Source organism: Arenimonas composti TR7-09 = DSM 18010 (assembly GCF_000426365.1).
Classification (GTDB): Bacteria; Pseudomonadota; Gammaproteobacteria; order Xanthomonadales; family Xanthomonadaceae; genus Arenimonas; species Arenimonas composti.
The window spans coordinates 1-26,759 of the sequence record NZ_AUFF01000010.1 but is presented as its reverse complement, the minus strand read 5'-3'; the positions used below and the strand labels follow the sequence as shown (position 1 = coordinate 26,759).

At 71.5% G+C, this 26,759-nt stretch carries 23 protein-coding genes; 7 read left to right on the top strand and 16 right to left on the bottom strand.

Going from position 1 to position 26,759, the window contains the following annotated elements:
• Positions 1-61 precede the first annotated feature (61 nt).
• The gene (locus tag K311_RS0111790; protein WP_026817481.1) at positions 62-1,240 is read left to right on the top strand and encodes a GGDEF domain-containing protein; all 1,179 of its coding nucleotides are present in this window, start codon (positions 62-64) and stop codon (positions 1,238-1,240) included.
• Between the two features lie 46 nt (positions 1,241-1,286).
• Here the strand turns inward: K311_RS0111790 and K311_RS0111785 are convergent, their stop codons facing one another.
• Entirely contained in the window at positions 1,287-3,179 is a 1,893-nt protein-coding gene (locus K311_RS0111785; protein WP_026817480.1) for a HEAT repeat domain-containing protein, read from the bottom strand.
• A 242-nt stretch (positions 3,180-3,421) separates the two neighbouring features.
• Here K311_RS0111785 and K311_RS18720 point away from each other — a divergent pair, with 242 nt between their 5' ends.
• On the top strand, positions 3,422-3,916 hold the full coding sequence (locus K311_RS18720) for a hypothetical protein (RefSeq protein ID WP_154659548.1): 495 nt from the start codon (positions 3,422-3,424) through the stop codon (positions 3,914-3,916).
• 43 nt (positions 3,917-3,959) lie between these two features.
• Here the strand turns inward: K311_RS18720 and acs are convergent, their stop codons facing one another.
• Positions 3,960-5,918, bottom strand: coding sequence for an acetate--CoA ligase (acs, locus tag K311_RS0111775; protein ID WP_026817479.1), 1,959 nt, complete (start codon positions 5,916-5,918; stop codon positions 3,960-3,962).
• 230 nt (positions 5,919-6,148) lie between these two features.
• Positions 6,149-7,321 carry a DesA family fatty acid desaturase gene (locus K311_RS0111770; RefSeq protein WP_026817478.1) on the bottom strand — a complete coding sequence of 391 codons (1,173 nt, stop codon included), beginning with the start codon at positions 7,319-7,321 and terminating at the stop codon, positions 6,149-6,151.
• 170 nt (positions 7,322-7,491) lie between these two features.
• Between K311_RS0111770 and mutM the strand changes: the two genes are divergently transcribed.
• From mutM to K311_RS0111755, 3 genes are all read left to right on the top strand, one after another.
• Complete coding sequence (gene mutM, locus K311_RS0111765) at positions 7,492-8,304, top strand: bifunctional DNA-formamidopyrimidine glycosylase/DNA-(apurinic or apyrimidinic site) lyase (RefSeq protein WP_026817477.1); 813 nt, start codon at positions 7,492-7,494, stop codon at positions 8,302-8,304.
• 183 nt (positions 8,305-8,487) lie between these two features.
• Positions 8,488-9,051 carry an ECF-type sigma factor gene (locus tag K311_RS0111760; protein ID WP_026817476.1) on the top strand — a complete coding sequence of 188 codons (564 nt, stop codon included), beginning with the start codon at positions 8,488-8,490 and terminating at the stop codon, positions 9,049-9,051.
• Between the two features lie 19 nt (positions 9,052-9,070).
• Positions 9,071-11,881 (top strand): serine/threonine-protein kinase, encoded by a 2,811-nt coding sequence (locus K311_RS0111755; protein ID WP_026817475.1) that lies wholly within the window; start codon positions 9,071-9,073, stop codon positions 11,879-11,881.
• Positions 11,882-12,001: 120 nt separating this feature from the next.
• Here K311_RS0111755 and K311_RS0111750 read toward each other — a convergent pair whose 3' ends face one another.
• The 12 genes from K311_RS0111750 to K311_RS0111695 form a co-directional block, all read right to left on the bottom strand.
• Positions 12,002-12,619 (bottom strand): thymidine kinase, encoded by a 618-nt coding sequence (locus tag K311_RS0111750; RefSeq protein ID WP_026817474.1) that lies wholly within the window; start codon positions 12,617-12,619, stop codon positions 12,002-12,004.
• Positions 12,620-12,697: 78 nt separating this feature from the next.
• Entirely contained in the window at positions 12,698-13,357 is a 660-nt protein-coding gene (locus tag K311_RS16730; RefSeq protein WP_156106864.1) for a hypothetical protein, read from the bottom strand.
• An 88-nt stretch (positions 13,358-13,445) separates the two neighbouring features.
• Positions 13,446-14,228 (bottom strand): tetratricopeptide repeat protein, encoded by a 783-nt coding sequence (locus K311_RS16725; protein ID WP_051240061.1) that lies wholly within the window; start codon positions 14,226-14,228, stop codon positions 13,446-13,448.
• Positions 14,229-14,407: 179 nt separating this feature from the next.
• Complete coding sequence (locus K311_RS0111735) at positions 14,408-15,127, bottom strand: pseudouridine synthase (protein ID WP_026817473.1); 720 nt, start codon at positions 15,125-15,127, stop codon at positions 14,408-14,410.
• Positions 15,097-15,843, bottom strand: coding sequence for a hypothetical protein (locus K311_RS0111730; RefSeq protein WP_154659546.1), 747 nt, complete (start codon positions 15,841-15,843; stop codon positions 15,097-15,099). The genes K311_RS0111735 and K311_RS0111730 overlap by 31 nt, the downstream gene beginning before the upstream one ends.
• Before the next feature lie 17 nt (positions 15,844-15,860).
• A complete protein-coding gene (gene ubiB, locus K311_RS0111725; RefSeq protein ID WP_043797225.1) occupies positions 15,861-17,537 on the bottom strand; it encodes a ubiquinone biosynthesis regulatory protein kinase UbiB in 1,677 nt (558 codons plus the stop codon).
• Positions 17,534-18,151 (bottom strand): ubiquinone biosynthesis accessory factor UbiJ, encoded by a 618-nt coding sequence (locus K311_RS0111720; protein WP_026817470.1) that lies wholly within the window; start codon positions 18,149-18,151, stop codon positions 17,534-17,536. The genes ubiB and K311_RS0111720 overlap by 4 nt, the downstream gene beginning before the upstream one ends.
• A gap of 161 nt (positions 18,152-18,312) precedes the next feature.
• On the bottom strand, positions 18,313-18,468 hold the full coding sequence (locus K311_RS18175; protein WP_026817469.1) for a DUF1328 domain-containing protein: 156 nt from the start codon (positions 18,466-18,468) through the stop codon (positions 18,313-18,315).
• A 229-nt stretch (positions 18,469-18,697) separates the two neighbouring features.
• Positions 18,698-19,705 (bottom strand): 2-alkyl-3-oxoalkanoate reductase, encoded by a 1,008-nt coding sequence (gene oleD / locus K311_RS0111710; RefSeq protein ID WP_026817468.1) that lies wholly within the window; start codon positions 19,703-19,705, stop codon positions 18,698-18,700.
• A gap of 37 nt (positions 19,706-19,742) precedes the next feature.
• Positions 19,743-21,482 (bottom strand): olefin beta-lactone synthetase, encoded by a 1,740-nt coding sequence (gene oleC, locus K311_RS16720; protein ID WP_051240059.1) that lies wholly within the window; start codon positions 21,480-21,482, stop codon positions 19,743-19,745.
• Entirely contained in the window at positions 21,479-21,964 is a 486-nt protein-coding gene (locus tag K311_RS16715) for an NUDIX hydrolase (RefSeq protein WP_081683433.1), read from the bottom strand. Before K311_RS16715 ends, oleC begins: the two co-directional genes overlap by 4 nt.
• Positions 21,961-22,890 carry an alpha/beta fold hydrolase gene (locus K311_RS0111695; RefSeq protein ID WP_051240057.1) on the bottom strand — a complete coding sequence of 310 codons (930 nt, stop codon included), beginning with the start codon at positions 22,888-22,890 and terminating at the stop codon, positions 21,961-21,963. Before K311_RS0111695 ends, K311_RS16715 begins: the two co-directional genes overlap by 4 nt.
• A gap of 97 nt (positions 22,891-22,987) precedes the next feature.
• Between K311_RS0111695 and K311_RS0111690 the strand changes: the two genes are divergently transcribed.
• Entirely contained in the window at positions 22,988-24,643 is a 1,656-nt protein-coding gene (locus K311_RS0111690) for a Na+/H+ antiporter (RefSeq protein ID WP_026817466.1), read from the top strand.
• 109 nt (positions 24,644-24,752) lie between these two features.
• Here K311_RS0111690 and K311_RS18945 read toward each other — a convergent pair whose 3' ends face one another.
• On the bottom strand, positions 24,753-25,172 hold the full coding sequence (locus K311_RS18945; RefSeq protein ID WP_026817465.1) for an Lrp/AsnC family transcriptional regulator: 420 nt from the start codon (positions 25,170-25,172) through the stop codon (positions 24,753-24,755).
• Between the two features lie 204 nt (positions 25,173-25,376).
• Here K311_RS18945 and K311_RS16710 point away from each other — a divergent pair, with 204 nt between their 5' ends.
• Complete coding sequence (locus K311_RS16710; RefSeq protein WP_081683432.1) at positions 25,377-26,495, top strand: ornithine cyclodeaminase; 1,119 nt, start codon at positions 25,377-25,379, stop codon at positions 26,493-26,495.
• The last annotated feature ends 264 nt before the right edge of the window (positions 26,496-26,759 follow it).

Sequence of the window (26,759 nt, the reverse complement as noted above, 5' to 3'; positions counted from 1 at the left end):
CTTCGCGCAGAACCCGCCGGCTTTCGGCGATAGTGCCCATGGACCGACCTGCGACGACGCGATGACGCAAGCACCCACCGACCCGGACCTGCCGCGACGCCTGCGCCGCCAGCTGATGGGCCTGGCCACGTGGCTGATGTTCCTGCTGCCGCTGGCCTATGCGGTGCTGCAGGGCTGGATGACCTTCGGCTGGCGCGGCACGGCGCTGTTCTTCGGCATCGCCCTGGTCGTGAACCTGGTGTTCTACGTGCTGATCGCCAGTGGTCGCACGCGCGCGCTGCGCGACCCCAGCCTGACCTTCTGGCAGGTGCTGGTCTCGCAGGTGGCGGCGCTGGCGATGCTGCACCACGCGGTCGATCCGAACGCGCGCACGATCCTGCTGATGCTGTTCGTCGCCTCGCTGTTCTTCGGCGTGTTCGCGCTCGACACCCGCCGCTTCCTGGTGCTGGTGGCGACCGCGACCGGCGGCTATCTCGGCCTGGTGCTCTGGGAGAACCCGGGCGTGCCGCCGACCGATCCGATGCTGCGCGGCGAATGGCTGCGGCTGCTGTCGCTGGCGATGATCCTGCTGTGGCTGGCCCTGCTCGGCAGCTACGTCGGCGGCCTGCGCGCGCGCCTGCAGCGGCGCAACGAGGAACTGGCCGCCGCCGGCGAGCGCCTGCGCCGACTGGTCAGCCACGACGAGCTGACCGGCGTCTTCAATCGCCGCCACCTGCTGAACATCCTCGGCCGCGAAAAGGAACGCTCGGAGCGCTTCGGGCACGTGTTCTCGGTGTGCCTGATCGACCTCGACCACTTCAAGCAGATCAACGACGGCTACGGCCATGCCGCCGGCGACGACGTGCTGAAGGGCTTCGCCGCGCGCACGCTCGCCTGCGCCCGCAAGATCGACTGGATCGGCCGCGTCGACGACCCCGGCGAAGCCACCGGCGCGGCCCCGGAAGGCGATCGCGCCGCGGCCGAGGTCGACCACACCTTCGGCCGCTACGGCGGCGAGGAATTCCTGCTGGTGCTGCCGCACACGCCGCTGCCCGGCGCGCAGCGGGCGATCGAACGCCTGCGCGAACTGGTGCTCGCCGTGCCCTTCGAGACGGTCGCCGGCCGCCTCGGCATCACCTTCTCGGCCGGGATCGCCGAACACCGGCCGCAGGAGCCGGTGGCGGAGACGCTCGCCCGGGCCGACATGGCGCTGTACCGGGCGAAGCAGGCGGGGCGGAACCGGACGGAAAGCAGTTCGTAGTTCGTACGAGGTACGAGGTAGGCGCGGCGGCCGGGCGGCGCTTGCCTCAGGAGTGCTGCGGCGCCAGCTCGCAGGCCATGGTGAACCGGCCGTCGGCATCGAGGATCACGCTGCCGCCGCCGGCGGTGTCGATCAGCAGGCGACCGTCGCGCAGTGACCATGAGCGCACCGGCGCACCGGGCAGCACGCGCCAGACGGTGGCTCGCCAGTCCTCGCCTTCACGCACGACCTCGAGCACGCGGCCCTTGCTGACGAACAGATGGGCCAGGCCCGTCGTGACGACGATGCGCTCGCCGAGCCGGTGGATGTCCTCGACATTGCCGTCGTAGAGCTGGCGTGGCTCGCCCTGCGTCGGCAGGAACATCAGTTCGCCGCCCCACTCGCCGCGACTGCCGCCGACGAGCCAGCCGTCCTGGACACGCAGTGCCGCGACCGGAACCTGTCGCACGGGGGTGCGGTGCTCGAGGAGGTTGCCGGCGTCGACGCGGATGATCGGCGTCTCCTCGCCACGGGCGAGCGCTTCGGCGCGCTGTTCGTCCGCGTCGTCGGCGCCGTAGGACAAGACGATGGCGTCGTAGCTCAGCCGCGCCAGCGATGCCGCATGCTCCGGGCGGTCGGCACGCAGTTCGCCGCGCCGCGGCCGCCTGGCCGGCGGCAGCGGGTCGCAGCCGCCCAGGTAGCCGGGCAGGCCGGTGTAGATCTCGAAGGGATTGAGCGACCCGGCGACGGCATCCTGGCCATCCCGATCGGCGACGTCGGAGACGTCGGTGTCCGCTGCGTCGAGACGGGCCAGCGCGGCTGCGGCGCCGGCACGTACCAGCGGGTGGTAGTGGCTGCGCGCGACGGTCTCGACCGCGTCGCGCGCCGACACCGCCCGCAGACGTCCGAGCGACTCCGCGGCCGCGCGCACCACGCGCAGGTCGCGCTCGTCGGCCAGCGCCGCGCGCAGGACCGGAACCACGTGTTCGTCGCCGATCGCGCCGAGCGTGCGGGCGGCGGCGACGCGCAGGTCGTCGGCGTTGTCGAACATGCCCGTCGGGCCGGCGTACGAAGCATCGAGCAGGGCGAGCACCGCCGGCACCGCGGCGCCGCCATCGGCCCCGAACTCGGCCAGATCCTGGAGCAGTCGGCTCGACGGCGAATGCCCGAGCGTACGCGCGACCATCGGTGCCGCTTCCGGCAGGCGCAGGGCGAAGGCGGCGTCCTCGACGGCCGTCGCGAGCACCGGGCGGGACTGCGCCAGCGCAAGCAGCGCCGGGGCGACGTGGCGGGCGCGAGGACCGAGTCCCTCGAGGCTCTGCAGCGCATGCGCGGCTTCCGACGGTGTCACGGTCGGGTCGCCGGCCAGCGCCACCAGGTCCGGCGCCGCGTCCGGCCCGTCGGGGTTCTCGGCGAGCGCCTGGCCGATCAGCCAGCTGCGGCGAACGTCGCAGTTCGCGCCGCAGCGCGCGGCGGCGAGCAGCGGCGCGATCGCCCGCGCTCCCAGCTTGCGCAGCGCGTAGCCGTGCTGGTTCTGCGGCGAACCCGGATCGGCCAGGTAGTGTTCGACGGCGAGCGCCGCCGCTTCCTCGCCGGGCACGGCCGCCAGTGCCGGCGGTAGCCAGCCCAGTCCGCGTTCCAGGCCAACGCGCAGCTGCGGCAGGAACTCGGTCGGAATGTAGGGCGCGCGGGCCAGCGCCATCGACGCCTGTTCAGCGATGGCAGGGTCGGGGCCGACCAGGCGGGCGGCCAGTTCGGGCACGGCCTCAGGCATGCCGGCGAGACGACGGGCGAGCGCCGCCTCATCGCCGCTCATGCCGCCGTCCGGTTCGTCGACAGCGGCCAGCTCGGCCAGCCGTGCCAGGCAGGACGGCAGGTCCGGGCAGGGGTCGATGGACGAGGCGGCGACGGCGGGGCCAGTCGCCAGCGCGAGGCTCAGCATCAGGACGTGTGCACGCACCGAAAGCTCCGGGGTTCGCTGCCATCCGGTGACGATCGTCGCCGTTCGACGCAGGATAGCGACAGGATGACGGCAGAATGAGGTCGATTCGACGGTGGCGGCGCGGCGTTCCCGCCGCCGCCGGCGCGCTGAACGTGCACACGGGTCACACCCGCCGGGGGCGATGCTGACGGCCCCGAATCCCCTGCCGCTGAACCCTGCCGCCGATGCCCCGCCCACCACCCGCGCCCAGTCTCCATGTCGTGCAGTCCTGCGTGGGCGGCGACTGCTTCGCGCATGCGGCCAATTACTGGCGCTTCCTCGCGCTGCTGCGGCGGGCCGCCGAGGCCGAGGGCTGCGCGATCCACGCCTACGTGCTGCTGCCGGACGGCTTCGAACTGCTGCTGAGCGCGGACGACACCCGCGCCGCCGGTCGCCTGCTCGCCCGCGCCGGCGCCGGCTACGTGCCGCATTTCAATGCCAGCACCGGTCGCCGTGGGCGCCTGTGGCGGGGAGCGCGGACCACGCCGGTGCGCGGCGCCGCCGCGCTGGCGACCTGCCGCGAGGCGATCGAGCAGGCCCCGGTGCGCGCCGGCCTGGTGGAGGCCGCGGCGCGCTGGCGCTGGTCCAGTTACCGGCACCACGCACTGGGCATCGACGATCCGCTGGTCAGCAGCGTCGCCGCCGTCCCCGGGCAGCGGGCCGGGCGCAGCAACCACGGATCGGAACTGAAGAAGGAAGGCGAGGCGCCCTGCTGAGCATCGGCGCCCGACGGTTGCCATCGTCAGTGTTCGCGGCGCTTCAGCGCACGCGCCCGTTCACCAGCGCGTCCACGACCGCCGGGTCCGCGAGCGTCGTGGTGTCGCCGAGCGCGGCGCGGTCGACGCCGTCCGGACCGGCCTCGGCGATCTTGCGCAGGATGCGGCGCATGATCTTTCCGCTGCGGGTCTTCGGCAGCGCCGGCGCCCACTGGATCCAGTCCGGCGCCGCGATCGGCCCGATCCCGGTGCGCACATGCTTCACCAGTTCGCCGCGCAGCGCGTCGTCGGCCTCGACGCCACTCTTCAGCGTGACGAATGCATATATGCCCTGGCCCTTGATGTCGTGCGGTGCCCCGACCACCGCAGCCTCGGCGACCGCGTGGTGCGAGACCAGCGCGCTCTCGACTTCGGCGGTGCCCATGCGGTGGCCGCTGACGTTGAGCACGTCGTCGACGCGGCCGGTGATCCACCAGTAGCCGTCGGCATCGCGGCGGGCGCCGTCGCCGGTGCAGTAATAGCCGGGATACAGGCTGAAATAGGTCTCGAGGAAGCGCGCGTGGTCGCCGTGGACGGTGCGCATCATGCCCGGCCAGCCATCGCGGATGACGAGATTGCCTTCGGTGGCGCCCTCCAGTTCGTTGCCTTCGCCGTCGAGCAGGGCGGGAAACACGCCCGGCAGCGGCTTCGTCGCCGAACCGGCCTTCGCCGCCACCGCGCCCGGCACGGGGGCGATCAGGATGCCGCCGGTTTCGGTCTGCCACCAGGTGTCGACGACCGGGCAGCGGCCGTCGCCGACGACGCGGTGGTACCACTCCCAGGCCTCCGGATTGATCGGTTCGCCGACGCTGCCCAGCAGGCGCAGGCTGGCGCGCGACGTGCGCTTCACCGCGTCCTCGCCCTCGCGCATCAGCGCGCGGATCGCGGTCGGCGCGGTGTAGAAGATCGTGACCCGGTGGCGGTCGACGACGTTCCAGAAGCGCGACACGTCCGGCCAGTTCGGCACGCCCTCGAACATCACCGTCGTCGCGCCGTTGGCCAGCGGTCCGTACACCACGTAGCTGTGGCCGGTGACCCAGCCGACGTCGGCGGTGCACCAGAACACGTCGTCGTCCTTCAGGTCGAACACCAGCGCGTGCGTGTACGCCGCCCAGGCCAGGTAACCGCCGGTGGTGTGCAGCACGCCCTTCGGCTTGCCGGTGCTGCCGGAGGTGTAGAGGATGAACAGCGGATCCTCGGCATTCATCGCCGGCGCCGCGTGTTCGGAGGCCTGGCCGTCGACCACCACGTCGTACCAGCGGTCGCGCGGCATCTGCATCTGCACCTGCGCACCGGTGTGGCGCACGACCAGCACCGTCTCGACGCTGGTCGTGCCCGGCTTGCGCAGCGCTTCGTCGACGTTGGCCTTCAGCGGCACGGACTTGCCGCCGCGGCGGCCCTCGTCGGCGGTGATCACCAGCTTGCTGCTGCTGTCGGCGATGCGGTTGGCGATCGACTCCGGCGAAAAGCCGCCGAACACCACCGAGTGCACCGCGCCGATGCGCGCGCAGGCGAGCATCGCCACGGCGGCCTCCGGGATCATCGGCAGGTAGATCGTGATGCGATCGCCCTTGCGCACGCCGAGGTTGGTCAGCGCGTTCGCGAGCCGGCAGACCATGCCGTGCAGTTCGCGATAACTGATGTGGCGCGGCGGCGTCGCCGGGTCGTCGGCCTCCCAGACGATCGCGGTCTTGTCGCCGCGCCCGGCGAGGTGGCGGTCGAGGCAGTTCGCGGCGACGTTGAGTTCGCCGTCGGCATACCAGCGGATGCGGAAATCGTCGCGCGCGAAGTTCACGTCCTTGACGGTGGTGAACGGGCGCATCCAGTCGAGGCGCGCGGCGACGTCGCGCCAGTGCGCGTCGGGATCGTTCTGCGCGCGGGCGACCGCGACGGCGAGGGCGTCGGCGTCGATGGTGGCGGACGCCGCGAATTCGGGCGGGACGGGGTGCAGGTGTTCGTGCATGACGGAATCGGGTCGTGACGGGCCTTCCCGAAGATTACCCGCTTCCGGGGAGGCCGGCGGTCGTACCAAGGAACAGGGTTTCGCCGTGAAAGCGCGACCACCGTCACGCCGCGGCGGCGCCTGGATCCGCAGAGCTGCACCTCTGTAGGAGCGGCTTCAGCCGCGATGCTCTTGTCCGTTTCCTGCGGAAAAAAAGCATCGCGGCTGAAGCCGCTCCTACAACGGGGGTGTCAGGCCATGGAGTAGCCCTTGAGGCGCGCGGAGAACTCTTCCAGCGCACGGATGCCCGAGGCCTCGGCCTCGGCGCACCAGGCACGCAGGGCCTCGAGCTTGGCTTCGGCGGCGGCGCTGCGCAGTTCGTAGATCGCCAGCAGGCGGGTGCGGAACTCGACCAGGCGCTGGGTGTTCGGGCGCTCGGCGATCCACGCGGCGAACGTCGCGCGGTGCGCCTCGTCGAGCCAGCGCCCGTCGCTGCGGAACGCGCGGCGCAGGCGCCCCGGCAGGTCACGCGCTTCCGCCTGCAGATGCGGCTTCAGCACCATCTGGAAGTAGTCGGTCGCGACCTGCCAGCGGTGCGCGATCATCGCCTTCAGCGTTTCCGCATCGGGCGCCGCGATGTTCGGGCGCACGTCGAGCACCGGCGCCACGCGCAGCACCTTCGCCAGACCGAGCAGCTGCAGGCCGCGGATCGCCGCCCAGCCGATGTCGAACTCGTATCGGCGCAGCGCGAATTTCGCCGAGCTGGGGAAAGCGTGGTGGTTGTTGTGCAGTTCCTCGCCGCCGATCCACAGGCCCCAGGGCGCGAGGTTGGTCGCGGTGTCGTGGGTGTCGAAGTTGCGATAGCCCCACCAGTGGCCGAGGCCGTTGATCACGCCGGCGGCCCAGAACGGGATCCACATCATCTGCAGCGCCCACAGCGCGATGCCGGGAATGCCGAACAGGGCGGTGTAGGCGAACAGGGTCAGGGTCGGGCCGAGGCGGTCGTGCGGGGTGTAGAGGTGGCGCTCGATCCAGTCGTCCGGGGTGCCGCGACCGTACTTGTCCATGTCGGCCCGGTTCAGCGCCGCCTTGCGGTAGAGCTCGCTGCCGCGCCAGAGCACGGTGTCGAGGCCTTCGAAGCGCGGGCTGTGCGGATCCTCGGCGGTTTCGCAGTGGGCGTGGTGCTTGCGGTGGATCGCCACCCACTCCTTCGTGACCATGCCGGTGGTCAGCCAGTTCCAGAAACGGAACCAGTGCGCGACCAGCGGATGGAAATCGACGCCGCGGTGGGTCGCGCTGCGGTGCAGGTAGAGCGTGGTCGAGGCCATCGTCAGCTGGCCGACGACGACCAGGACGAGCAGCATCTGCCACCAGGTGGCCTGGGTCAGGCCGCGGGAGAGGAACTCGAGCAGGGCTTCGGGCATGGGGGAACTCCGGGAGACGACGCCAGACTACAGCGGCTCGCCTCCTGGCACGTGAACCGCGGACTTCGTAGTTCGTAGTTCGTACGAGGTACGAGGTAGTGGTCGCCGGCGCGGCATCGCCGTCTGCGACTACCTCGTACCTCCTACGAACTACGAACTAGACTCCGCCCATGCCGGAACTGCCCGAAGTCGAGACCACCCGCCGCGGCCTCGCGCCGCACGTCGAAGGCCGGCACATCACCGGCGTCGTGTTGCGCCGGCCGGACCTGCGCTGGCCGATCCCGCCGGAAGTGGGCGCGAACCTGCCCGGGCAACCGGTGCTGGCCGTGCGCCGGCGCGCGAAATACCTGCTGCTCGACACCGCACCGGGCAGCGCGCTGATGCACCTGGGCATGTCGGGCATGTTGCGCGTGCTGCCGGCGGCGACACCGGTCGGCAGCCACGACCACGTCGACCTCGTGCTGGATTCGGGCCGCGTGCTGCGTTTCACCGATCCACGCCGCTTCGGCTGCCTGCTCTGGCAGCCGGCCGGCGAGACGCATCCGCTGCTCGCCGGGCTCGGCCCCGAGCCGCTCGCCGACGCCTTCGACGGCGACTACCTGTTCGCGCTGAGCCGCGGCCGCAAGGCGCCGGTGAAGGCCTTCCTGATGGACCAGGCCGTGGTCGTCGGGGTCGGCAACATCTACGCCGCCGAAGCCCTGTTCCGTGCCGGCATCCGCCCGGGTCGCGCCGCCGGCGCGGTCAGCCGCGAGCGCTACCGGGCGCTGGCCGCCGCGGTGAAGGAGGTGCTGGCCTACGCGATCACCCGCGGCGGCACCACCTTGCGCGACTTCCTCAGCCCCGACGGCGCGCCGGGTTACTTCGAACAGGAACTGCAGGTCTACGGGCGTGAAGGCCAGCCCTGCCGGCACTGCGGCCGGCCCTTGCGTGGCCGGCAGATGGGCGGGCGGGCGACGGTGTGGTGTTCGGGGTGTCAGCGGTGAAGATGAGAAACGAGGAACGAGGAACGAGAAACGAGTGGGGCGGCCGGGCAGCCACGGCGTGAGCGCCACTAATCACTCGCGCCGAAGGCGCGGGCTTTCACTCGTTTCTCGTTCCTCGTTTCTCGTTTCTCAATCCTCCCGGCGTTATAGTGGCGCATCCCGCGCAGACGGGACCGGGGAGTCATGAACGAAACCGCCGACATCACCCAGTGGCTGGCCGAGGCGCGTGGCGGCGACCGCTCGGCGCTCGACCGCGTGCTCGCCACGCTCTATCGCGAACTGCACGGCATGGCCCGGCGCCAGCTCGGTGGCCAGCAGCACGGCCACACGCTCGACACCACCGCGCTGGTGCACGAGGCCTACCTGAAGCTCGCCGGCCGCGCCGAAGCCGAGTTCGAGGACCGCGCCCACTTCTTCGCCTACGCCGCCAGCGCGATGCGCAGCGTCGTCGTCGACTACGCCCGCCAGCGCCTGGCGGTGAAGCGGGGCGGCGATCTGCACCGCGTCACCGACCTGCCGGAGGACGCCGGCGGCGGCATGCGCCTGGACGAGGACATGCTCGGCCTCGATGTCGCCCTGAACAAGCTGCACGACCTCGACCCGCGGCTCGCCCAGGTGGTCGAGATGCGCTACTTCGCCGGCCTGTCGGAGACCGAGATCGCCGGCCTGATGAAGCGCTCCGAGCGCAGCATCCGCCGCGACTGGCAGAAGGCGCGCATGTTCCTGCTCGCCGCGCTGCAGGGCTGACCCGGGCCGGTCCGCACGGGTGGACACGCGACGCTGGTCCACGCTCTCGGCGCTGCTGGACGAGCTGCTCGAACTGGAACCGGACCGCCGTGCCGCCCGCCTCGCCGCGATCGCCGCGCAGGACCCGGACAGCGCCGCCGAGCTCGAGCGCATGCTCGCGCTCGACGACGAACGCCCCGACTTCCTCTCGCAGTCGGTCGTCGACGCCAATGCCTTCGCGCCGCAGCCCGGCCAGCAGATCGGTCCCTACCGGCTGGAACGCCCGCTCGGCGAAGGCGGCATGGGCCAGGTCTGGCTGGCCAGCCGCGCCGACGGCCTCTACAACCGCCGCGTCGCGCTGAAGCTGCTGCGGCCCGGGCTCGGCGACGCCGGCCTGCGCAACCGTTTCAACCGCGAGCGGCAGATCCTCGCCCGCCTCGGCCACGCGCACATCGCCCGCCTGCTCGACGCCGGCGTCAGCACCGACGGCCAGCCCTTCCTCGCGCTCGACTACGTGCAGGGCGAGCCGATCACCGACTACGCGGCGAAGCTGGCGATCGGCGTTCCCGAGCGGCTCGAACTCTTCCTGCAGGTCTGCGCCGCGGTCAGCCACGCGCACGCGAACCTGGTCGTGCACCGCGACCTGAAGCCCTCGAACATCCTGGTGACGCCGGCCGGCGAGGTGTGCCTGCTCGACTTCGGCATCGCCAAGCTGCTCGACGAGGCCTCACTCGACACCACCGAGATCACCGGCACCGGCACCCGCGCCTTCACCCTGACGTACGCGGCGCCCGAGCAGCTGCGCAACGGCGTGATCACGACGATGACCGACGTGTACTCGCTCGGTGTCGTGCTCTACGAGGTGCTGACCGGGCGCAAGCCCTACGAGCCCGAGCGCGGCACCGACGCGGCCTGGGAGGAGGCGATCCTCACCGCCGATCCGGTGCGGCCCTCGGTGATGGCTGCGCGCGTCGCCCGCGAGAGCGCCCTGCCGCACCAGCGCCGGATCGCCCGCGAACTCGCCGGCGACCTCGACAACATCCTGCTGCGCGCGCTCGCCAAGCTGCCCGAGGACCGCTACGTGTCGGTCGAGGCGCTGGCCCAGGACCTGCGCCGCTACCTCGGCGGCGAGCCGGTGCTGGCGCGGCCGCAGAGCTTCCCGTATCGCGCGCTGAAGTTCCTGCGCCGCAATTCGCTGGCGGTGAGCGTCGGCACGACGGTGACGATCCTGATGGTCGCGTCGCTCGCCTTCGTCACCTGGCAGGCGAAGCGCGCGGTGGACGAGGCCGAACGGGCGCAGGCGATGCAGGCCTTCGTGGTCGCCCTGTTCGAGGACACCGACCAGGCCGGCGGCGGTCCGAGCCTCGACGTGCGCAGCCTGCTCGACGCCGGCGTGCGCCGCGCCGACACCGAGCTGATCCGGCAGCCGCAGCTGCGCGCCGAACTGCTCGGCCTGGTCGCGCGCCTGCGCCAGGGCCTCGGCGACGATCGCGAGGCGCTCGACCTGCTCGATCGCCAGGCGCAGGTGCTGGCCGGGCTCGGCAGCGACGCGGTGGCGCGCATCGGCCTGGAAGCGGCCGCGCTGCGCGGACGCAGCCTGCGCGCACTCGGCCAGCCGGAGGTCTGCATCCGCACGCTGACGCCGTGGATGGCGGTCAGCCAGGACCTGGCCCTGCGGCATCCGCGCGAAGCCGCCGAATACCTGTCCCAGCTCGGCCGCTGCCGGCGCGCGCTCGGTGGCGTCGACGTCGCCCGCGACCTGTTCGGACAGGCCCTGGACCTGCGCCGGCGCGGACTCGCCGATGCACTGACTCTGCAGGCCGAGAGCCAGGCCGACCTCGCCGGCCTGCTCGCCGACGAGGGCCGCTACCCGGAAGCGATCCGGGCGATGCGCGAGGCGCTGGACCTGCTGCGCGAGAGTGGCGGCGACCGCAACGCGCTCGGCGTCGAGATCTGGCGCGAACTCGGCGCCTTCCACCTGCAGATCGGTGACCGCATGGAGGCCGAGGCTTCGCTGCGCCAGTCGCTGGAGATCGCGCTCAGCCGCTTCGGCCCGCAGCATCCACTGACCGCCGGCGTGCAGCAGCCGCTCGGCGCGGTGCTGGTGCAGGGCGGCAAGCTCGACGAGGCCGAGCGCATGCTGACCCAGGCGCACGAGCGCATGCTCGCGCGCTTCGGCCCCGAACACCCCGACGTCGCGGCGTCCTGGCAGCTGCTCGGCCGCCTGGCCTGGGCACGCAACCGCCTCGCCGACGCCGAACGTTCGCTGCAGCAGAGCCTGCAGCTGCGCCGGCGCAGCAACGAGATCGTGCTGCGCCGCTCGGTGCTCTGCGACCTCGCCGAGGTGCGGCTGGCGCTCGGGCAGCCGGAGAGCGGTGAACGGCTGGCGCGCGAATGCCTGCAGCTCGCGCTCGGCGACCAGCCGCGCGTCGCGGCGCGCGCCCACCTGCTGCTCGCCGAAGTCGCGCGGGCGCGAGGCCAGGGCGCCACGGCGGCGGACGCGCTCGCCGCGGCGGTGCGCGAGTTGCAGGCGGCCGGCATCGGCAACGGCGATCCGCTGCATGCGACGACGACGATCGCCTCGCTGCGGCTGGCCCTGGAATCCGGCGACCTCGCCGCGGCGGCCGCGCGGCTCGAGGCGGTCGGCACGGCGCCGCCGGCGGACCCGGACAACGACGTCGGCGTGCACTGGAAACTGCCCGCGCTCACCGCCGACCTCGAATGCCGCCAGGGCCGCTACGCCGACGGCCGCGCCCGCCGCAAGGCCGTGCTCGGCGACGCCGCCGCGGCGATGCCGCAGCGGTTGCGGATGCTGGAGGAGATCCGGGCGCTCGCGTCAGCGTGCGGCTGAGCCCTTACCCCCTGTAGGAGCGGCTTCAGCCGCGATGCCTTTCTCCACTCGCGCAAAGCGCGCGCGAAGCGCGCGCGAAAGACATCGCGGCTGAAGCCGCTCCTACGGCGAGAGCGGGGGTCAGAGCAACGGCGGTTGCTGCGGCTCGATCCGGCCCTCGCCCGCCATGATCTTCTTGAACTCGCCGCGGCTGACGGAAACGTAGCGGTCGTTGCCGCCGATCTCGACCTGCGGGCCGTCGCTGACCGCGCGGCCGTGTTCGTCGACGCGCACCACCATCGTCGCCTTGCGGCCGGTGTGGCAGATCGTCTTGATCTCGACGAGGTTGTCGGCCCAGGCCAGCAGGTACTGGCTGCCTTCGAACAGCTCACCGCGGAAGTCGGTGCGCAGGCCGTAGGCGAGCACCGGGATGTTCATGCGGTCGACGATCTCGCTGAGCTGCCAGACCTGCGCCTTCGACAGGAACTGCGATTCGTCGACCAGCACGCAGTGCAGCGGGCCGTTCGCGGCGACGTCGGCGGCGACGATCGCGTGCAGGTCGTCGGACGCACCGAACACCGTGCCCGCCGCCTTCAGGCCGATGCGCGAGGCGACCACGCCCTCGCCGAAACGGTCGTCCAGCCGCGGCGTCAGGATCAGCGTGCGCATGCCGCGCTCGTGGTAATTGTGCGCGCTCTGCAGCAACGTCGTGGTCTTACCGGCGTTCATCGCCGAGTAGTAGAAGTACAGCTTGGCCAAGGCGGGAACCGGGCGGTGGCGGAGGTGGCATTATCGCCGGCCGGCCGCCGCCGGTGCGCGCCGGCCGCTGCCGGCCGCTCAGTCGCCGCCGCGGAAACGGGCCCACTCCGCGTCCTGCAGCGCGAAGTAGCGCTCCGGTTCCCAGTAGCGCGGATCGTCGAAGTCGACATCGCGGACCTCGCGCACGCCGTCGCCCGACACCAGCTGCACGCGCCGCGGCGCCGAGCCGCCGACGCGGCTGCCGGTGTTCCCGCGGGCGGCGCGGCGCAGATGCGTCGCCAGCCGCGGGCGCGCGACCTCGTCGCCGTATTCGCCCAGCATCTCCGCGAACAGCGCATCGGCGCGCGCGAGCTCGGACGCCGGCACGCGCGCCAGGTAGGCCTCGCGGCGCGCCTCCGCCCAGGCCGGCCCGCGCTCGGCGGCGAGCGCCATCCAGGCCCATGCGAGCGCCGGATCGGCCGGCACGCCGTCGCCATTGGCGTACATCTCCGCGAGCATGCCCTGCGAGGGTTTGTCGGCGTAGCGGGCGGCCTTGCGGAAGGCCTCGACGGCACTGCGGTGGCGGCCGCGGTCGTAGGCCGCGAAGCCCTCGCGGCGGAAGCGCAGGTCGGGATGGCCCGCGAGGAAGGCGGGACTGTCGAGCACTGCCGGATCGATCAGCGCGTCGCTGGCGGCGATCGCCACCGCCGGCAGGGCGCCGGCCAGCAGCATCAGGACCGGCAGGAGCCGGCTGAGCATCACGATGCGCATCGGTGTCACCCCTCTCTGTTTACATCCGTAATTGCCCAACGATTACGGATGTAAAACAAAGAGTCAAGCCCGGCGTTCAGTCGACGACCGCCGGGTCCTCCGCCTCGAGCCGCGGGTCGTTCTCGTCGGTCATCACGGTGCCGACCTCGACCACGCCCATGCCCGGCTTCTTCCAGTCGTAGTCCTGCCAGCGCCAGTAGAGGTTCGGGTTCCAGAACTTGTCGGCGTAGTAGTGCGAGGCATCGACGGTGCGGGTACCGCCCGGCGTCGGGATCATGATCGTCAGCGCACCGACGTGGCCGGTGCGGCTGCCGGTGACGTTGCGCCGCTCGCGGCGCATCACCTGCTCCATGCGCGGCTTGGCGACCTCGTCGCCGTATTCGGCGTAGAGGGCCGTGCCCAGTTCGAGCGCACGCTCACGCTCGGCCTCGCTCAGCGCGTTCCAGTAGGCCTCGCGCTTGGCGAGCAGGAACGGGTAGCCGCGCTCGGCGGCGAGGTCCATCCAGGCATAGGCGAGCGCGCGGTCCTGCTCGACCCCGCGGCCCAGCCAGTAGGCCTCGGCGAGCAGGCCCTGCGAGGGCTTGTCGGCGAAGCGGGCCGCGCGCCGGTAATAGGTGATCGCGTCACCGGCACGGCCGAGCTTTTCGGCCTCGAGGCCGGCGAGCCGCCAGCGCATGTCCGGATGACCACTGAGGAAGGCTTCCGAGCTGATGATCGTCGAGTCGCGCACGGCGTCGGGCCGCTCGGTGGTGCGCGGCGTGCGGCTGGCATCGGCCGGTTCGACACCGGTGGCGAAGGCGGGCGCGGCGGCGGCGCACAGCGCCAGGACGAGCAACGGAACGAGCGGGAACTGGCGCATGGGGGCGATCCGGGTGGGGGAGTGCGGCGCGGACGATAGCAGCCGGAACCTGCACCGCAACCGGCCATCGGTAATGCGGAAACGCTGCGACGGATCGACGTCGTCCGGCATCACTGTCCTTCCTTTCCGCGCGTCCATTGTCACTGTCGGCGCGCGCTCGCGCGAGCGCCGATCTCCACTCACGGCGTAGGAAATCCCAGCAGCTGCGCCGCCCGGTTCCATTCGCCGTCGCCTGGCGCGTGGACATCGACACGGCGGCCGTCGGCGGGATGCGTGAAGCCGAGGTGCTGCGCATGCAGCAGCATCCGGTGCAAGCCGCGCATGCGGAACGCGAGGTTGTGGCGGCCGTCGCCATGGCTGGTGTCGCCGACCAGGTGATGGTGGATGTGCTTGAGGTGGCGGCGGATCTGCCGGAAGCGGCCCGTCAGCGGCGAGCAGCGCAGCAGCGCGTAGCGCGAGGTCGGGTGCTGCGCGCTCGGCCAGTCGACTTCGGCGGTGGCGAGCGTCGTGTAAGCGGTCTGCGCCGGCTTCTTCTGCGGCTTGCCGGGGCCACCGTCGAGCGGATGGTCGATGACGCCGGCCGCGGGCTCCGGCCAGCCGCGGCAGATCGCCAGATAGTCCTTGTCGAAGCCCTGCGCCATCAGCTGGCGGCCGAGCGCCGAGGCGGTGTCGCGGTCGAAGGCCAGCAGCAGGCAGCCGCTGGTGGCGCGGTCGAGCCGGTGCACGAGGTGGATCGGCCGGCCGAACTGCTCGCGCAGGCGATCGGCGGCGAAGTCGGTCTCGCCGCGGGCCAGGGCACTGTCGTGGACCATCAGGCCGGCCGGCTTGTCGACGACCGCGAGGAAGTCGTCGGCGAACAGGACGTCCATCACCCTGCGCCGCCCGTGCCGGATCCGCATCCCGGGGCACCGAAGGAATCGCCGTCGCGGCGCAGGCCACGGAACCACTGCGCGGCGACACACCAGTCGCCGTCGCGCTGGCGCAGCATCACCATCGTCGGCTCCGGCGGCTCGCGCTCGCACCCGGCGCTGCCCGCGAACATCAGCGCGATGCCGCGGTCGGTGGCGATCACCGCCCGGCTCAGCCGCAGGCGCCCACTCAATTCGAGGTCTGCCGGCGGGCAAAGCGATCTCCCCGAGGCATTCGCGAAGGCCTGTTCGCCATCGTCGACGAAGCGCACGCCCTCGACGCCCGGATCCGCCTGATGGAAGCGTTCGCGCGCCGCGGTCAGCAGGTGCCGCTGGAGCAGCGGCGGGCGCTCCGGATCGGCACGGTCCACCAGCCAGTCGTCCGGCTGGTCGCGCAGTACCAGGATGTCCGGGCGCGGGCAGTCCGGATGCGATGGCCCGTCATCGCCGAGACGGAATTCGCAGAGCACCAGTGACGAGGCGTCGAACACGAACGTGTACTTCCGGCCATGATCCGCCTGCTGGAGCCAGCGGAGGTAGGCGCGATTCAGGGCCACCTGCTCGACCGCCGTCGCCATTCGGATCGCGGACTCTTCCACCGCCCGGGCGCGGGCTTCCTGGGCGATGTCCAGCCAGCGCGGCACCAGCGGAAGCGCGACTGCCAGTGCAGCTGCGGCCGCCAGCAACAGGCTGGTTCGCAAGATCACGCCCGGCCGCGGGCCGCTCACCGCCGCGGCCAAGCCGCGAGAAACGCCCCGAACGCACCGATCGCGGCGATGCCCGCGGCGGCCGGGATGCCGAACACCCTCGGCCCGCCCGCCTCCAGCCCGACCAGCACCGCGGCGACGATCATCAGGCCGGTACCGAGGATCGCGTACACCGTCTGCCGCTGGCCGGCTCGCGAGATGCGCGCGAGTTCGGCGAGGTCCTCGCTGCGCATGTTCAGCGTGTGCTCGCCGCGGACCTGCTGGGCGAGGAAGGCGTGCAGCAGGCCCGGCATGTCCGGCGCGTGCGTGATCAGCTCGGGCAGGCGCTTGCGGAACTCGGCGGCCAAGGTGTTCGGGCTGTAGCGCTCGCGCAGGATGCGTTCGAGCACCGGCCGCGCCTCGGCCCAGATGTCGAGTTTCGGATCGAGCAGGCGGCCGATGCCCTCGATGTTCAGCAGCGTCTTCTGCAGCAGGATCAGCTGCGGCTGCAGCGTCAGCTGGTAGCGCTGCGCGACCTTGAACAGCTTCATCAGCACCTCGCCGAGCGCAATCTCGCTCAGCGGGCGGGTGAAATAGGGTTCGCAGACCGAGCGCACCGCCGCCTCGAGATCGTCGATGCGCGTCGTCGCCGGCATCCAGCCGGCCTCGACGTGCAGTTCGGCGATGCGGCGGTAGTCGCGCTGGAAGATCGCCATGAAGTTCTCGGCCAGGTAGTACTGGTCGCGGCGGTCGAGCTGGCCGACGATGCCGAAGTCGATCGCGATGAAGCGCGGGTCCGACGGATTCGCCGGGTCGACCCAGATGTTGCCGGCGTGGGCATCGGCGTGGAAGAAGTTGTCGCGGAAGACCTGCGTGTAGAACACGCGCACGCCGCGCGCGGCCAGGGCCTTGCGGTCGATGCCGGCGGCGTCGAGGCGGTCGATGGCATCGGAGGGAATGCCGCGCACGCGCTCCATCGTCAGCACGGCCTCGGTGCTGTGGGTCCAGAACACTTCCGGCACGTAGAGCTCGGCGCTGCCTTCCCAGGTGCGGCGCATCAGGCTGGCGTTGGCGCCCTCGCGCTGCAGGTCGAGTTCGGCGTACAGCGTGGTCTCGATCTCGCTGACGACGTCCTGCGGGCGGATCTTCTCGGCCGACGGATGATGCTGGGCGGCGAGCGCGGCCAGCGAGCGCAGCAGGGCGATGTCGGCGGAGATGCGGGCGCGGATGCCCGGGCGCAGGACCTTGACCACGACCTCGCGACCGTCGTGCAGGCGCGCCGCGTGCACCTGCGCGATCGAGGCCGAGGCCAGCGGCGTTTCGTCGAATTCGGCGAAGAGTTCGGCGATCGGCCGGCCCAGTTCCTTCTCGATGCGCGCCCGCGCCTTCTCGCCGGGAAAGGGCGCGACGCGGTCCTGCAGCAGCGACAGTTCCTCGGCGATGTCCGGCGGCAGCAGGTCGCGGCGCGTCGACAGGATCTGCCCGAACTTCACGAAGATCGGCCCGAGTTCCTGCAGCGCCAGGCGCACGCGTTCGCCGCGCGGCAGGTCGGTGCTGCCGCCGCCGGTCAGCGGCCGCAACAGCCAGGTCCAGCGCCCGACCGGGCTGCCTTCGAGCAGCGCGTCGAGCCGGTGCCGCAGCAGCACGCGGATGATGTGCAGGGCGCGGAAGCTGCCACGGACGCCGGTCACGGCACCCCGGGTCGCGCCGATCATTGCAGGCGGTCCATGCGCGCGGCCAGGCGTTCGACGCGATCGCGCAGGTCGTCGACGTCGTCGAGGAAGGCGCCGAGCTCGGCCTTGCCGACGACGTCGCGGGTCTCTTCGGTGAGGTATTCGGCAGCGTCCCGGCTGAGCTTCTTCGCGACGGTGGCGCCGGTCTTCAGAGCCTCGCGCAGTGCGCGCGCGAGCTGCGGGCCGAGCAGCGGGCCGAACGCGGCGGCGAAAGGTTCGTCCCAGTCGGGATCGAAACGCTGCGCCAGCTGCTGCAGTCGGCGCGCCAGTTCGGCGTCGCCGTTGATGCGCACCTTGCCGACCGGCGGCGCGCCGGGCGTGCGCAGGAAGGGCAGTTGCGAGAGCACCCCCGACAGCGTCGCGCGGATGCCGAGTTCGGGTTCATCGGTCGGCGGGCCCACGTCGAGGCGGCCGTCGACGACGCGGATGTCGAGCGCCAGCGGCGGCGCCTCCAGCGCCAGGCCGATACGCTGCCCTTCCAGCCCGCGCAGCGCCGAAACCGTGTCCGGATCGAGCGCGACCAGGCGGTTGAGGGCGGCGCCGAGGGCGCGCCCGGCGAGCGGCTTGAGGGAGTCGAGGGGCGTGGGGGTGGCCATGCCGGCATTCTAGCCGGCTGCCGGGCACACGACGGGGAAACGAGGAACGAAGAACGAGGAACGAGTGGCGGCGCGAGCTGCGCACGAGCAGCGAGTGTCGCGGCCCGCAATGCCGGGCCGCTTCCCACTCGTTACTCGTTACTCTCGGCTCGTTACTCGCTTCACGTCGCGCGCCGGAAGAAGCTGATGATCGCGAGGATCAGGAAGACGACGAACAGCAACTGCGCCAGCCAGGCGAAGGTGCCGGCGAGGCCGCCGAAACCGAGCACGGCGGCGATGATCGCGACGACGAGGAAGATCAGGGCGTAATGCAGCATGGCGGCTCTCCTTGGACTCGCCGCGGAAACCGCGGCGAGCGCCACTTTCCGGGAGGGCGCGTGGCGCCGGCGTGTTGGAGATGCGCAGTGCGCGTGAAAACACCGCCCGCCATTCGGCAACCGCCACTGTAGGAGCGGCTTCAGCCGCGATGCATCTGTAGGAGCGGCTTCAGCCGCGATGCGTTCGACAGCAGGGAGCAAGGAAAGAGCATCGCGGCTGAAGCCGCTCCTACGGGGTCGGGTTGCGGTGCCGCCACCAGGCGGCCAGCCGCTGCAGCCCCTCGTCCATGCTCACCTTCGGTGCATAGCCGAAGTCGCGCTGCGCCGCCGAGATGTCGTACCAGTGCGGCGTCGACAGCTGCTCGGCGAGGAAACGCGTCATCGGCGGCTCGCCCTGCAGGCGCAGCAGCTTCCACACCGGTTCCAGCACGGCGCCGGCGGCGTAGGCGACCCGATACGGGACGTTCTTCGTCACCGGCGGCACGCCGGCGGCGGCGAGCAGGTCGTTGACGATGCGACGCACCTCGCGCGGCTCGCCATTGGAGATGAAGTAGACCTTGCCGGCGCAGGCAGCGCCCGGCTGCAGCGCCGCGAACGCGTCGAGATGTGCCTGCGCGGCGTTGTCGATGTAGGTCGTGTCCATGCGGTTGTGGCCGCCGTCGATGAAACGCAGGCGGCCGGCGCGCGCACGCTCGGCCAGGCGCGGCAGCAGCTGGGTGTCGCCGGGGCCCCAGATCAGGCGCGGGCGCAGCGCGACGGTGAGCAGCTCGGGGCCGTTCGCGGCCAGCACTTCGTTCTCGGCGATCAGCTTGGTGGCCGGATACGGCGCCTTGAACCGGCTGCCGAGCGGCGTCGTGCGCTCGTCGGTGCCTTCGACCGGATTGCGGCCACTGTGGGTCACGCTCGGCGTCGAGGTGTAGACGAGCCGGCCGATGCCGTGCGCGCGCATCGCCGCCAGGACGTTGCGGGTGCCGGTGACGTTCGCGCTGAAGTACTCGTCGTAGCTGCCCCAGGCGCCGGCCTTCGCGGCGTTGTGGAAGATCGCATCCTGACCGGCGAAGGCCTTGCGCACCGCTTCGGCGTCGGCGAGGTCGCCGCGGATCTGGCGCACACCGATCGCCTCGAGCTCCGGCGAATGGCTGCGCTGGAAACTGCTGACCTCGTGCCCGTCGCGCAGCAGTGCCGCGCACAGCCCGCGCCCGAGGAAACCCGCGCCGCCCGTGACCAGAACCTTCATTGCGGAATCTCCTTGCTCGTACGGTTCACGACCGGCCTCACCGGTGGTCGCGGTCTTCCCACGTGCCCGCTTCCCGCGCCGCCACCGCCGGCACGCGTTTCGCCGCCCACGCCGCGAGTTTTTCGCGGCCGATCTTGGCGTTGTGGCGGATGTCGACCGGAAAGCGCGGGTGGATCAGCACCTGTTCGATGCCGCCGGTGTGCACGTGGCCGGAGGCCATCTTCAGCAGTTCCTGCACGATGCGCCCGTGCTGGTCCTTGCCGACGCCCGGGCGCAGTTCGACGCAGAGCACCGGCCGCTGCGCGCCCGCGGCGCCGACGCCGACGAGGGCGCTGCGGGCGACGTCCGGATGCGTGTTGAAGATCGGTTCGGCCTGCTCGGTGTAGAGGTCGCCGCCGGCGGCGCGCACGCGCTGCGACTTGCGACCGCAGAACCACAGCCGGCCCTGTTCGTCGAACCAGCCGAGGTCGCCCATGCGGTGGACGATGCGCTCGCTGCCGTCGGCCAGGCGTTCGCGGATCTTCGCGGCGGCGGTGGCCTGCGGGCGGTTGAAGTAGGCGTCGGTGACGGTGGGGCCGGCGACGGTGATTTCGCCGACGATGGGGGGGAGGGCGTGGCTGCTCGGAGAAAGCATCGCGCCTGAAGGCGCTCCCACAACGAGGGAATCGGACCAGTCGGGGAGGGGGGCGTCGGTGATGGCGATCAGGCGGACGAGGTTCGGCGACACCGGGCGGCCGACGCAGGTGCCGGCGCCGGTCTCGGTCATCGCCCGCGTGGCCTCGAGTTCGCGGCCTTCGATCACCGCGACCGGCAGGCATTCGGTGGCCCCGTAGGGCGTCCAGAACGAGGCGTCTTCCGGCAGCAGCCGGCGCATCGTCGCGACCACGTCGGCCGGCACCGGCGCGCCCGCCGATGTCACCCGCTTCAGCGTCGGCAGCGGCCGGCCGGCGTTCGCCAGCACGCGCATCAGCGCCGGCGAGCCGAAGAGCTGGTCGACGCCGAAACGCGCGATCGCGTCGTGCAGCCTGTCCGGGTTCGCGCGCGCCGGCCGCGTCGGATCCATGTCGGGGATGACCGACTCCAGCCCGAGCGCCGGGTCGAACAGCGCGAACGGCGGGAACGTCGGCAGGTCGACGCCGCCGGCGCCGATGCCGAAGGCCTCGCGCAGCAGTTCGATCTGGGCGACGAAGTGACGATGCCGGTAGACCACGCCCTTCGGCACGCCGGTGGAGCCGGAGGTGAACAGGATCGCGGCGACGTCGTCGGGCGCGGTATCGGCGAGTTGCGGCCCGGCGTCGCGGCCGGCGGCCTCGACCTCGGCGAGCGTGTGCCCGCCCCAGAACCAGCGCTTTCCGGCGGTGACGACGATCTTCGCCGACCGCGCCCAGCGCAGCAGCAGGCGCGCGGCCTGGGCCAGCGGAATGCCGATGAAAGCCTGCGGCTCGGCCTCGCGCAGGCACTGCTTGAGCGCCTTTTTCTCGATGCCCGGGTCGACCAGCACCGGTACCGCGCCGGCCTTGAACAGGGCGAACATCAGCAGGAAGAACTCCGGCGACGGCCGCACCATCACCACGGTGCGGGTGCCGCGGACGATGCCGGTGCGCGCGAGGCCGGCGGCGATCGCGTCGGAGCGGCGGTCGAGTTCGCGATAGCTCAGGCTGACGTCGTAGGCGGCGAAGCCGCCGCGGCCGCGGCCGCCCGGGCAGCGCATCGCGATGCGGTCCGGCGCCTCGGCGGCCAGCCGCGGCAGCGCCGCGGCGATGTTGCAGACGCTCATTTCGCCAGCGACAGCGCCGCCGCCACCGCCACGGTCGCCGGACCGGTCGTGCTCACCCCGCCCGGCCCTTCCGGCGCCGAGAGCGCGGCACGCAGGGCCGGCAGGATGCGCAGCGCGCTCAGCGGCGCCACCGGCACCTCGTAGGGCGGCAGCGGGTCGAGCCAGCGGATCTCCTCGATCTCGGCACCGGCGACCGGTTCGCCGTCGATGCGCACCAGATAGGCATCGGCGCGCACGCGGCGGTCGCGTTCATTCACGGCCTCTTCCTCGTAGCTGCCGAGGAAGCGCAGCGCCGCCGGCTCGAGACGGACGCCGAGTTCCTCGGCGAGTTCGCGTTCCAGGGTCGCGCGCGCGTGTTCGCCGGCCTCGCGCTTGCCGCCCGGCTGGATGAAGGTGTCGGAGCCACGCTTGCGCACCAGCAGCGTGCGGCCTTCGTCGTCGGCGATCGCGGCGGCGACGATGCGGATGGGTTCGTCGTTCACAGCAGGTTCCTGTCCAGGAAGTCGCGGATGCGCGGCACCAGATGCGCGTGCTTGTCCTCCAGCACGTAGTGGCCGGCGTCGTCGTAGACCTGTTTCTCGGCGCGCGGCAGCGCGTCGGTGAAACCCTTCAGGAAGTGCTCGTCGAACACGAAGTCGCGCAGGCCCCAGCCGATGTAGGTCGGGCGGTCGGCGAACTCCGGCAGGCGGCGCGCGGCCTCCTCGAGCAGGTCCCAGGCGTGGTCGCCGGGCTTCAGCGGAATGTCCTGCACGAAGCGCACCGTCGAGATGCGGTTGGCCCAGCTGTCGTAGGGCGCGAGGAAGGCCTGCTTCACGGGCTCCGGCATCGGCGTGACCACGCCCTGCTTCGCGGCGCCGGCGGCGAAGGCGTTGGCGCCGCGGATCAGCCACTCGCCGAAGAAGAAGTCGCGGCCCAGGCGCAGCTGCCACGGCATTTTCCTGGCGGCCGGCAGCGGGAACGCCGCGGTATTCGTAATGACCAGCCGCTTGATGCGGTGCGCGTGCTTGAGCGCCCAGCCGAAACCGATCATGCCGCCCCAGTCGTGCACCGCCAGGGTGATGTCGTCGCCGAGATCGAGCGACTCGACCAGGCGGTCGAGGTCGGCGATGCGGCTGCGCAGCGTGTACTGGTAGTCGGCGTCGGCCGGCTTGTCGCTCAGGCCCATGCCGATGTGGTCCGGCACGATGCAGCGGTAGTCGTCGCGCAGGCCGAGCACCAGGTGCCGCCACAGGTAGGACCACGAGGGGTTCCCGTGCAGCATCAGCACGACATCCCCCTCGCCCTCGTCCAGGTAGGACTGGGCGAGCCCGTTCGGGTGCACGAAGGTCTTCGGATTGAAGGGGTAGTCGGGCCAGGGGCCCTTCTCGAGCAGGCGGACCTGCTCGGCGCTCAGGGTGGTCTCGGTCATGGGCCGGGATTCTAGCCCGGCCCGTGCGCTGCGCGGATTTCCGGAACCCGTGCGCCGGCTGGCAAAATCCCCGGTCGACGACCGGGGAGGCAGGGGAATGACCGAGGTAGCGATCGTACTGGTGATGTTGCTGGCGGTGGTGGCCAGCAGCTTCCTGTCGCGCCTGCTGCACGGGCGGCTGCCCTTGCCGCTGCTGCAGATCGCGATCGGCGCCGGGCTGTCGACCTTCGGTTTCGAGGTCGCCTTCGAACCGCACCTGTTCCTGCTGCTGTTCATTCCGCCGCTGCTGTTCCTCGACGGCTGGCGTATCCCGAAGGGCGCCTTCTTCCACGACTGGAAGCCGATCCTGACCCTGGCGATCGGCCTGGTGGTCTTCACCGTCGTCGGCATGGGCTGGTTCATCCACTGGCTGGTGCCGATCTTCCCGGTGGCGGTGGCCTTCGCGCTGGCGGCGATCCTGTCGCCGACCGACCCGGTCGCGGTCGGGGCGATGACCGCGAACGCGCCGATGCCGTCGCGCCTACTGCACATCCTGGAAGGCGAGTCGCTGCTCAACGACGCCACCGGCCTGGTCTGCTTCACCTTCGCGGTCGCCGCGGCGATGACCGGGGTGTTCTCGGTCGCCGACGCCTCGGTCAGCTTCGTGCTGGTCGGCGGCGGCGGCGTGCTGATCGGCGTCGCGGTCACCTGGCTGATCGGTCTCGCCAACCGCTTCCTGATCCGCAAGACCGGCGAGGATCCGTCGACGCAGATCCTGATCAGCCTGCTGATGCCGTTCGCGGCCTACCTCGCGGCCGAACACCTGCACGTGTCGGGCATCCTCGCCGCTGCGGTCGCCGGCATCGCGATGCACTACCGCGAACTGAGCGGCCGCCCGCAGGCGGCGACGCGCATGCAGCGCACGGCGGTGTGGGACACCGTGCAGACGGCACTCAACGGCATCATCTTCGTGCTGCTCGGCGAACAGCTGCCGCCGATGCTGCGGCAACTGCCGCGAGTCGCGAACGAGGCCGGCCTGGAGCAGGCCTGGCACCTGATCGCGATCGCGCTGGTGATCACGCTGGTGCTGGGCCTGCTGCGCTTCGCGTGGGTGTGGACGGCGCTGCGGGTCGTCGTCTTCGGTGCCCGCCTGCGCGGCGAGACCCGGCAGATGCCGCGCACCCGCCTGCTCGCGGTCACCGCGACCGCCGGCGTGCGCGGCGCGATCACCCTGGCCGGCATCCTGACCCTGCCGCTGGCCCTGCCCGACGGCAGCGCCTTCCCGGGCCGGGATGCGGCGATCTTCATCGCGATGGGCGTGATCCTGATCTCGCTGGTGATCGCCAGCCTGCTGATGCCCTGGCTGACCCGCGGCCTCGGCGGCGACCTGCCGGAGATGTCGGGCCATGCGGTCAGCGAGGACCGCGTGCGCATCGCCACCGCCGAAGCGGCGATCCGCCGCATCGAGGCGATGCTCGCCGAACCCACCGACGAGAAGCGCAAGGCCCTGCGTTCGGAAGCTGCCGCGCACGTGCTCGACGTCTACCGCCGCCGCATCGAGTACGGCGACCCCAGCGGCGAACACGGCAGCGACATGCGCAAGGTCCGCAAGATCGAGCGCGGCATGCGCCTGGAAGCGATCCAGGCCGAACGCGACGAGCTCTACCAGCTGCACCTGAGCGGCACGATCGACGATGTGCTGCACCAGTCGCTGCTCCGCGAGATCGACCTGCGCGAGGCGAGCCTGGCGGTGAAGCCCGCCGGCGCCCACTGACGACCTTACGGAACCCACGCTGTAGGAGCGGCTTCAGCCGCGATGCTTTTCCATCCGGGACGTCCATGAGCGCATCGCGGCTGAAGCCGCTCCTACGGTCGGGGCGCCATCAGGTTCGGTAGGAGTGCAGGTGCACCGAGGTCTCGCTGGCGCTGACCCCGGGGATCGCCCGCACCCGCTCCAGCACCTTCGACAGCTCGGCCAGCGAGCCCACGCGCAGTTCGGCCAGCAGGTCCCAGCGGCCGTTGGTGTCGTGCAGCGCGGCGATGCCGGCTTCGCCGAGCAGGGCCTGGACGACGCGCTGCTGGTGGCCCTCCACCGCGATCGCGGTCCAGGCGCGGATCCCGTCCGGGTCCGCCTCGGCGCCGAGCCGCACCGTGTAGCCGGCGATGACCCCGTCGCGCTGCAGTTTCGCCATCCGGTTGGTGACCGTGCCGCGCGACACCCCCAGCGCGATCGCGAGGTCGGCGACGGCGGCGCGGGCGTCGTGGCGGAGGAGGGCGAGGAGGCGGCGGTCGATGGTGTCCATGCGTGGTTCGTAGTTCGTATGAGGTAGTGCGTAGGCGGCGTGGGTGGGGTGGCGTGGGCCGGCGGCGGCCGGTTCGTCGCGGGGGGTATTCTCTGCCGCTCTTGTTCATTTCGTCAAAATGCGTTGGCGTTTTGGCAGGGATATGCGGTTTGGGGCACGGTATTGGCATTTCGCGCTGGCGGGCGGGTCCGGACAATGGCGGCCATGGACAAGATCGCCGCTCCCCGCTTCATCCAGCTCGGCGTCGAGGACGTCGCCGCGATCGTCGCCCGCAGCGGACTGCCGGCGCTCACCGGGCGCCTGGTCGACTACCTGGCCGCGGATTTCCGCCGCTGGCCGGAGTTCGACAAGACCCCGCGCGCGGCCGCCCACTCCGAACTCGGGGTGATCGAGCTGATGCCGATCGCCGACGCCCGCGAGTACAGCTTCAAGTACGTCAACGGCCATCCCGGCAACACGAAGCACGGGCTGTCGACGGTGGTCGCGTTCGGCGTGCTCGCCGATGTCGCCACCGGCATGCCGAAGCTGATCAGCGAGCTGACCCTGACCACCGCGATCCGCACCGCCGCGACCTCGGTGCTCGCCGCGAAGGTGCTGGCGCGGCCGGAGTCGCGGGTGATGGCGCTGATCGGCAACGGCGCCCAGAGCGAATTCCAGGCGATCGCCTTCCACCACCTGCTCGGCATCGCCGAAGTGCGCGTGTTCGACGTCGACCCGGCGGCGACCGCGAAGCTGGTGCGCAACCTCGCGGTCGCGGCGCCGGCGCTGAAGGTCGTACGCGCGGCCTCGACCGCCGCGGCGGTGCGCGGCGCCGACATCGTGACCACGGTCACCGCCGACAAGACCAATGCGACCATCCTGACGCCCGACATGATCGCGCCCGGCATGCACCTCAACGGCGTCGGCGGCGATTGCCCCGGCAAGACCGAGATGCACCGCGACGTGGTCGCGGGCGCGAACGTGTTCGTCGAGTTCGAGCCGCAGTCGCGCATCGAAGGCGAGCTGCAGCAGATGCCGGCCGACTTCGCGGTGACCGAGCTGTGGCAGGTGCTGACCGGTGCCGCGCCGGGTCGCCGCAGCAGGGACGAAGTGACGCTGTTCGACAGCGTGGGCTTCGCGCTCGAGGACTATTCCGCGCTGCGCCTGCTGCGCGACGTCGCCGCCGAGATGCGCCTGGGCCGCGAGGCCGGGCTGATCCCGGCGCTGCGCGATCCGAAGGACCTGTTCGGTGGGCTGGCGGTTCCGGCAGTTCGTCCTGTAGGAGCGGCTTCAGCCGCGATGCCCTCGCGTAGGAGCGGCTTCAGCCGCGATGCCCTGGTGTAGGAGCGGCTTCAGCCGCGATGCCCTGGTGTAGGAGCGGCTTCAGCCGCGATGCCCTGGTGTAGGAGCGGCTTCAGCCGCGATGTTTTTTTGAAGAGCATCGCGGCTGAAGCCGCTCCTACAGAGGGTGGGGGTCGGGCCTTCACCGGGCGGCGATGTTGGTGAACCGCGGCCCGCGCGCGCGCGCGGCCGCGACGGCGCGGACACATCGCAGCCGCGAGCATCCTGCAACTTCTGCTGGAGTTGCCGATGTCGTCGATGCCTGTC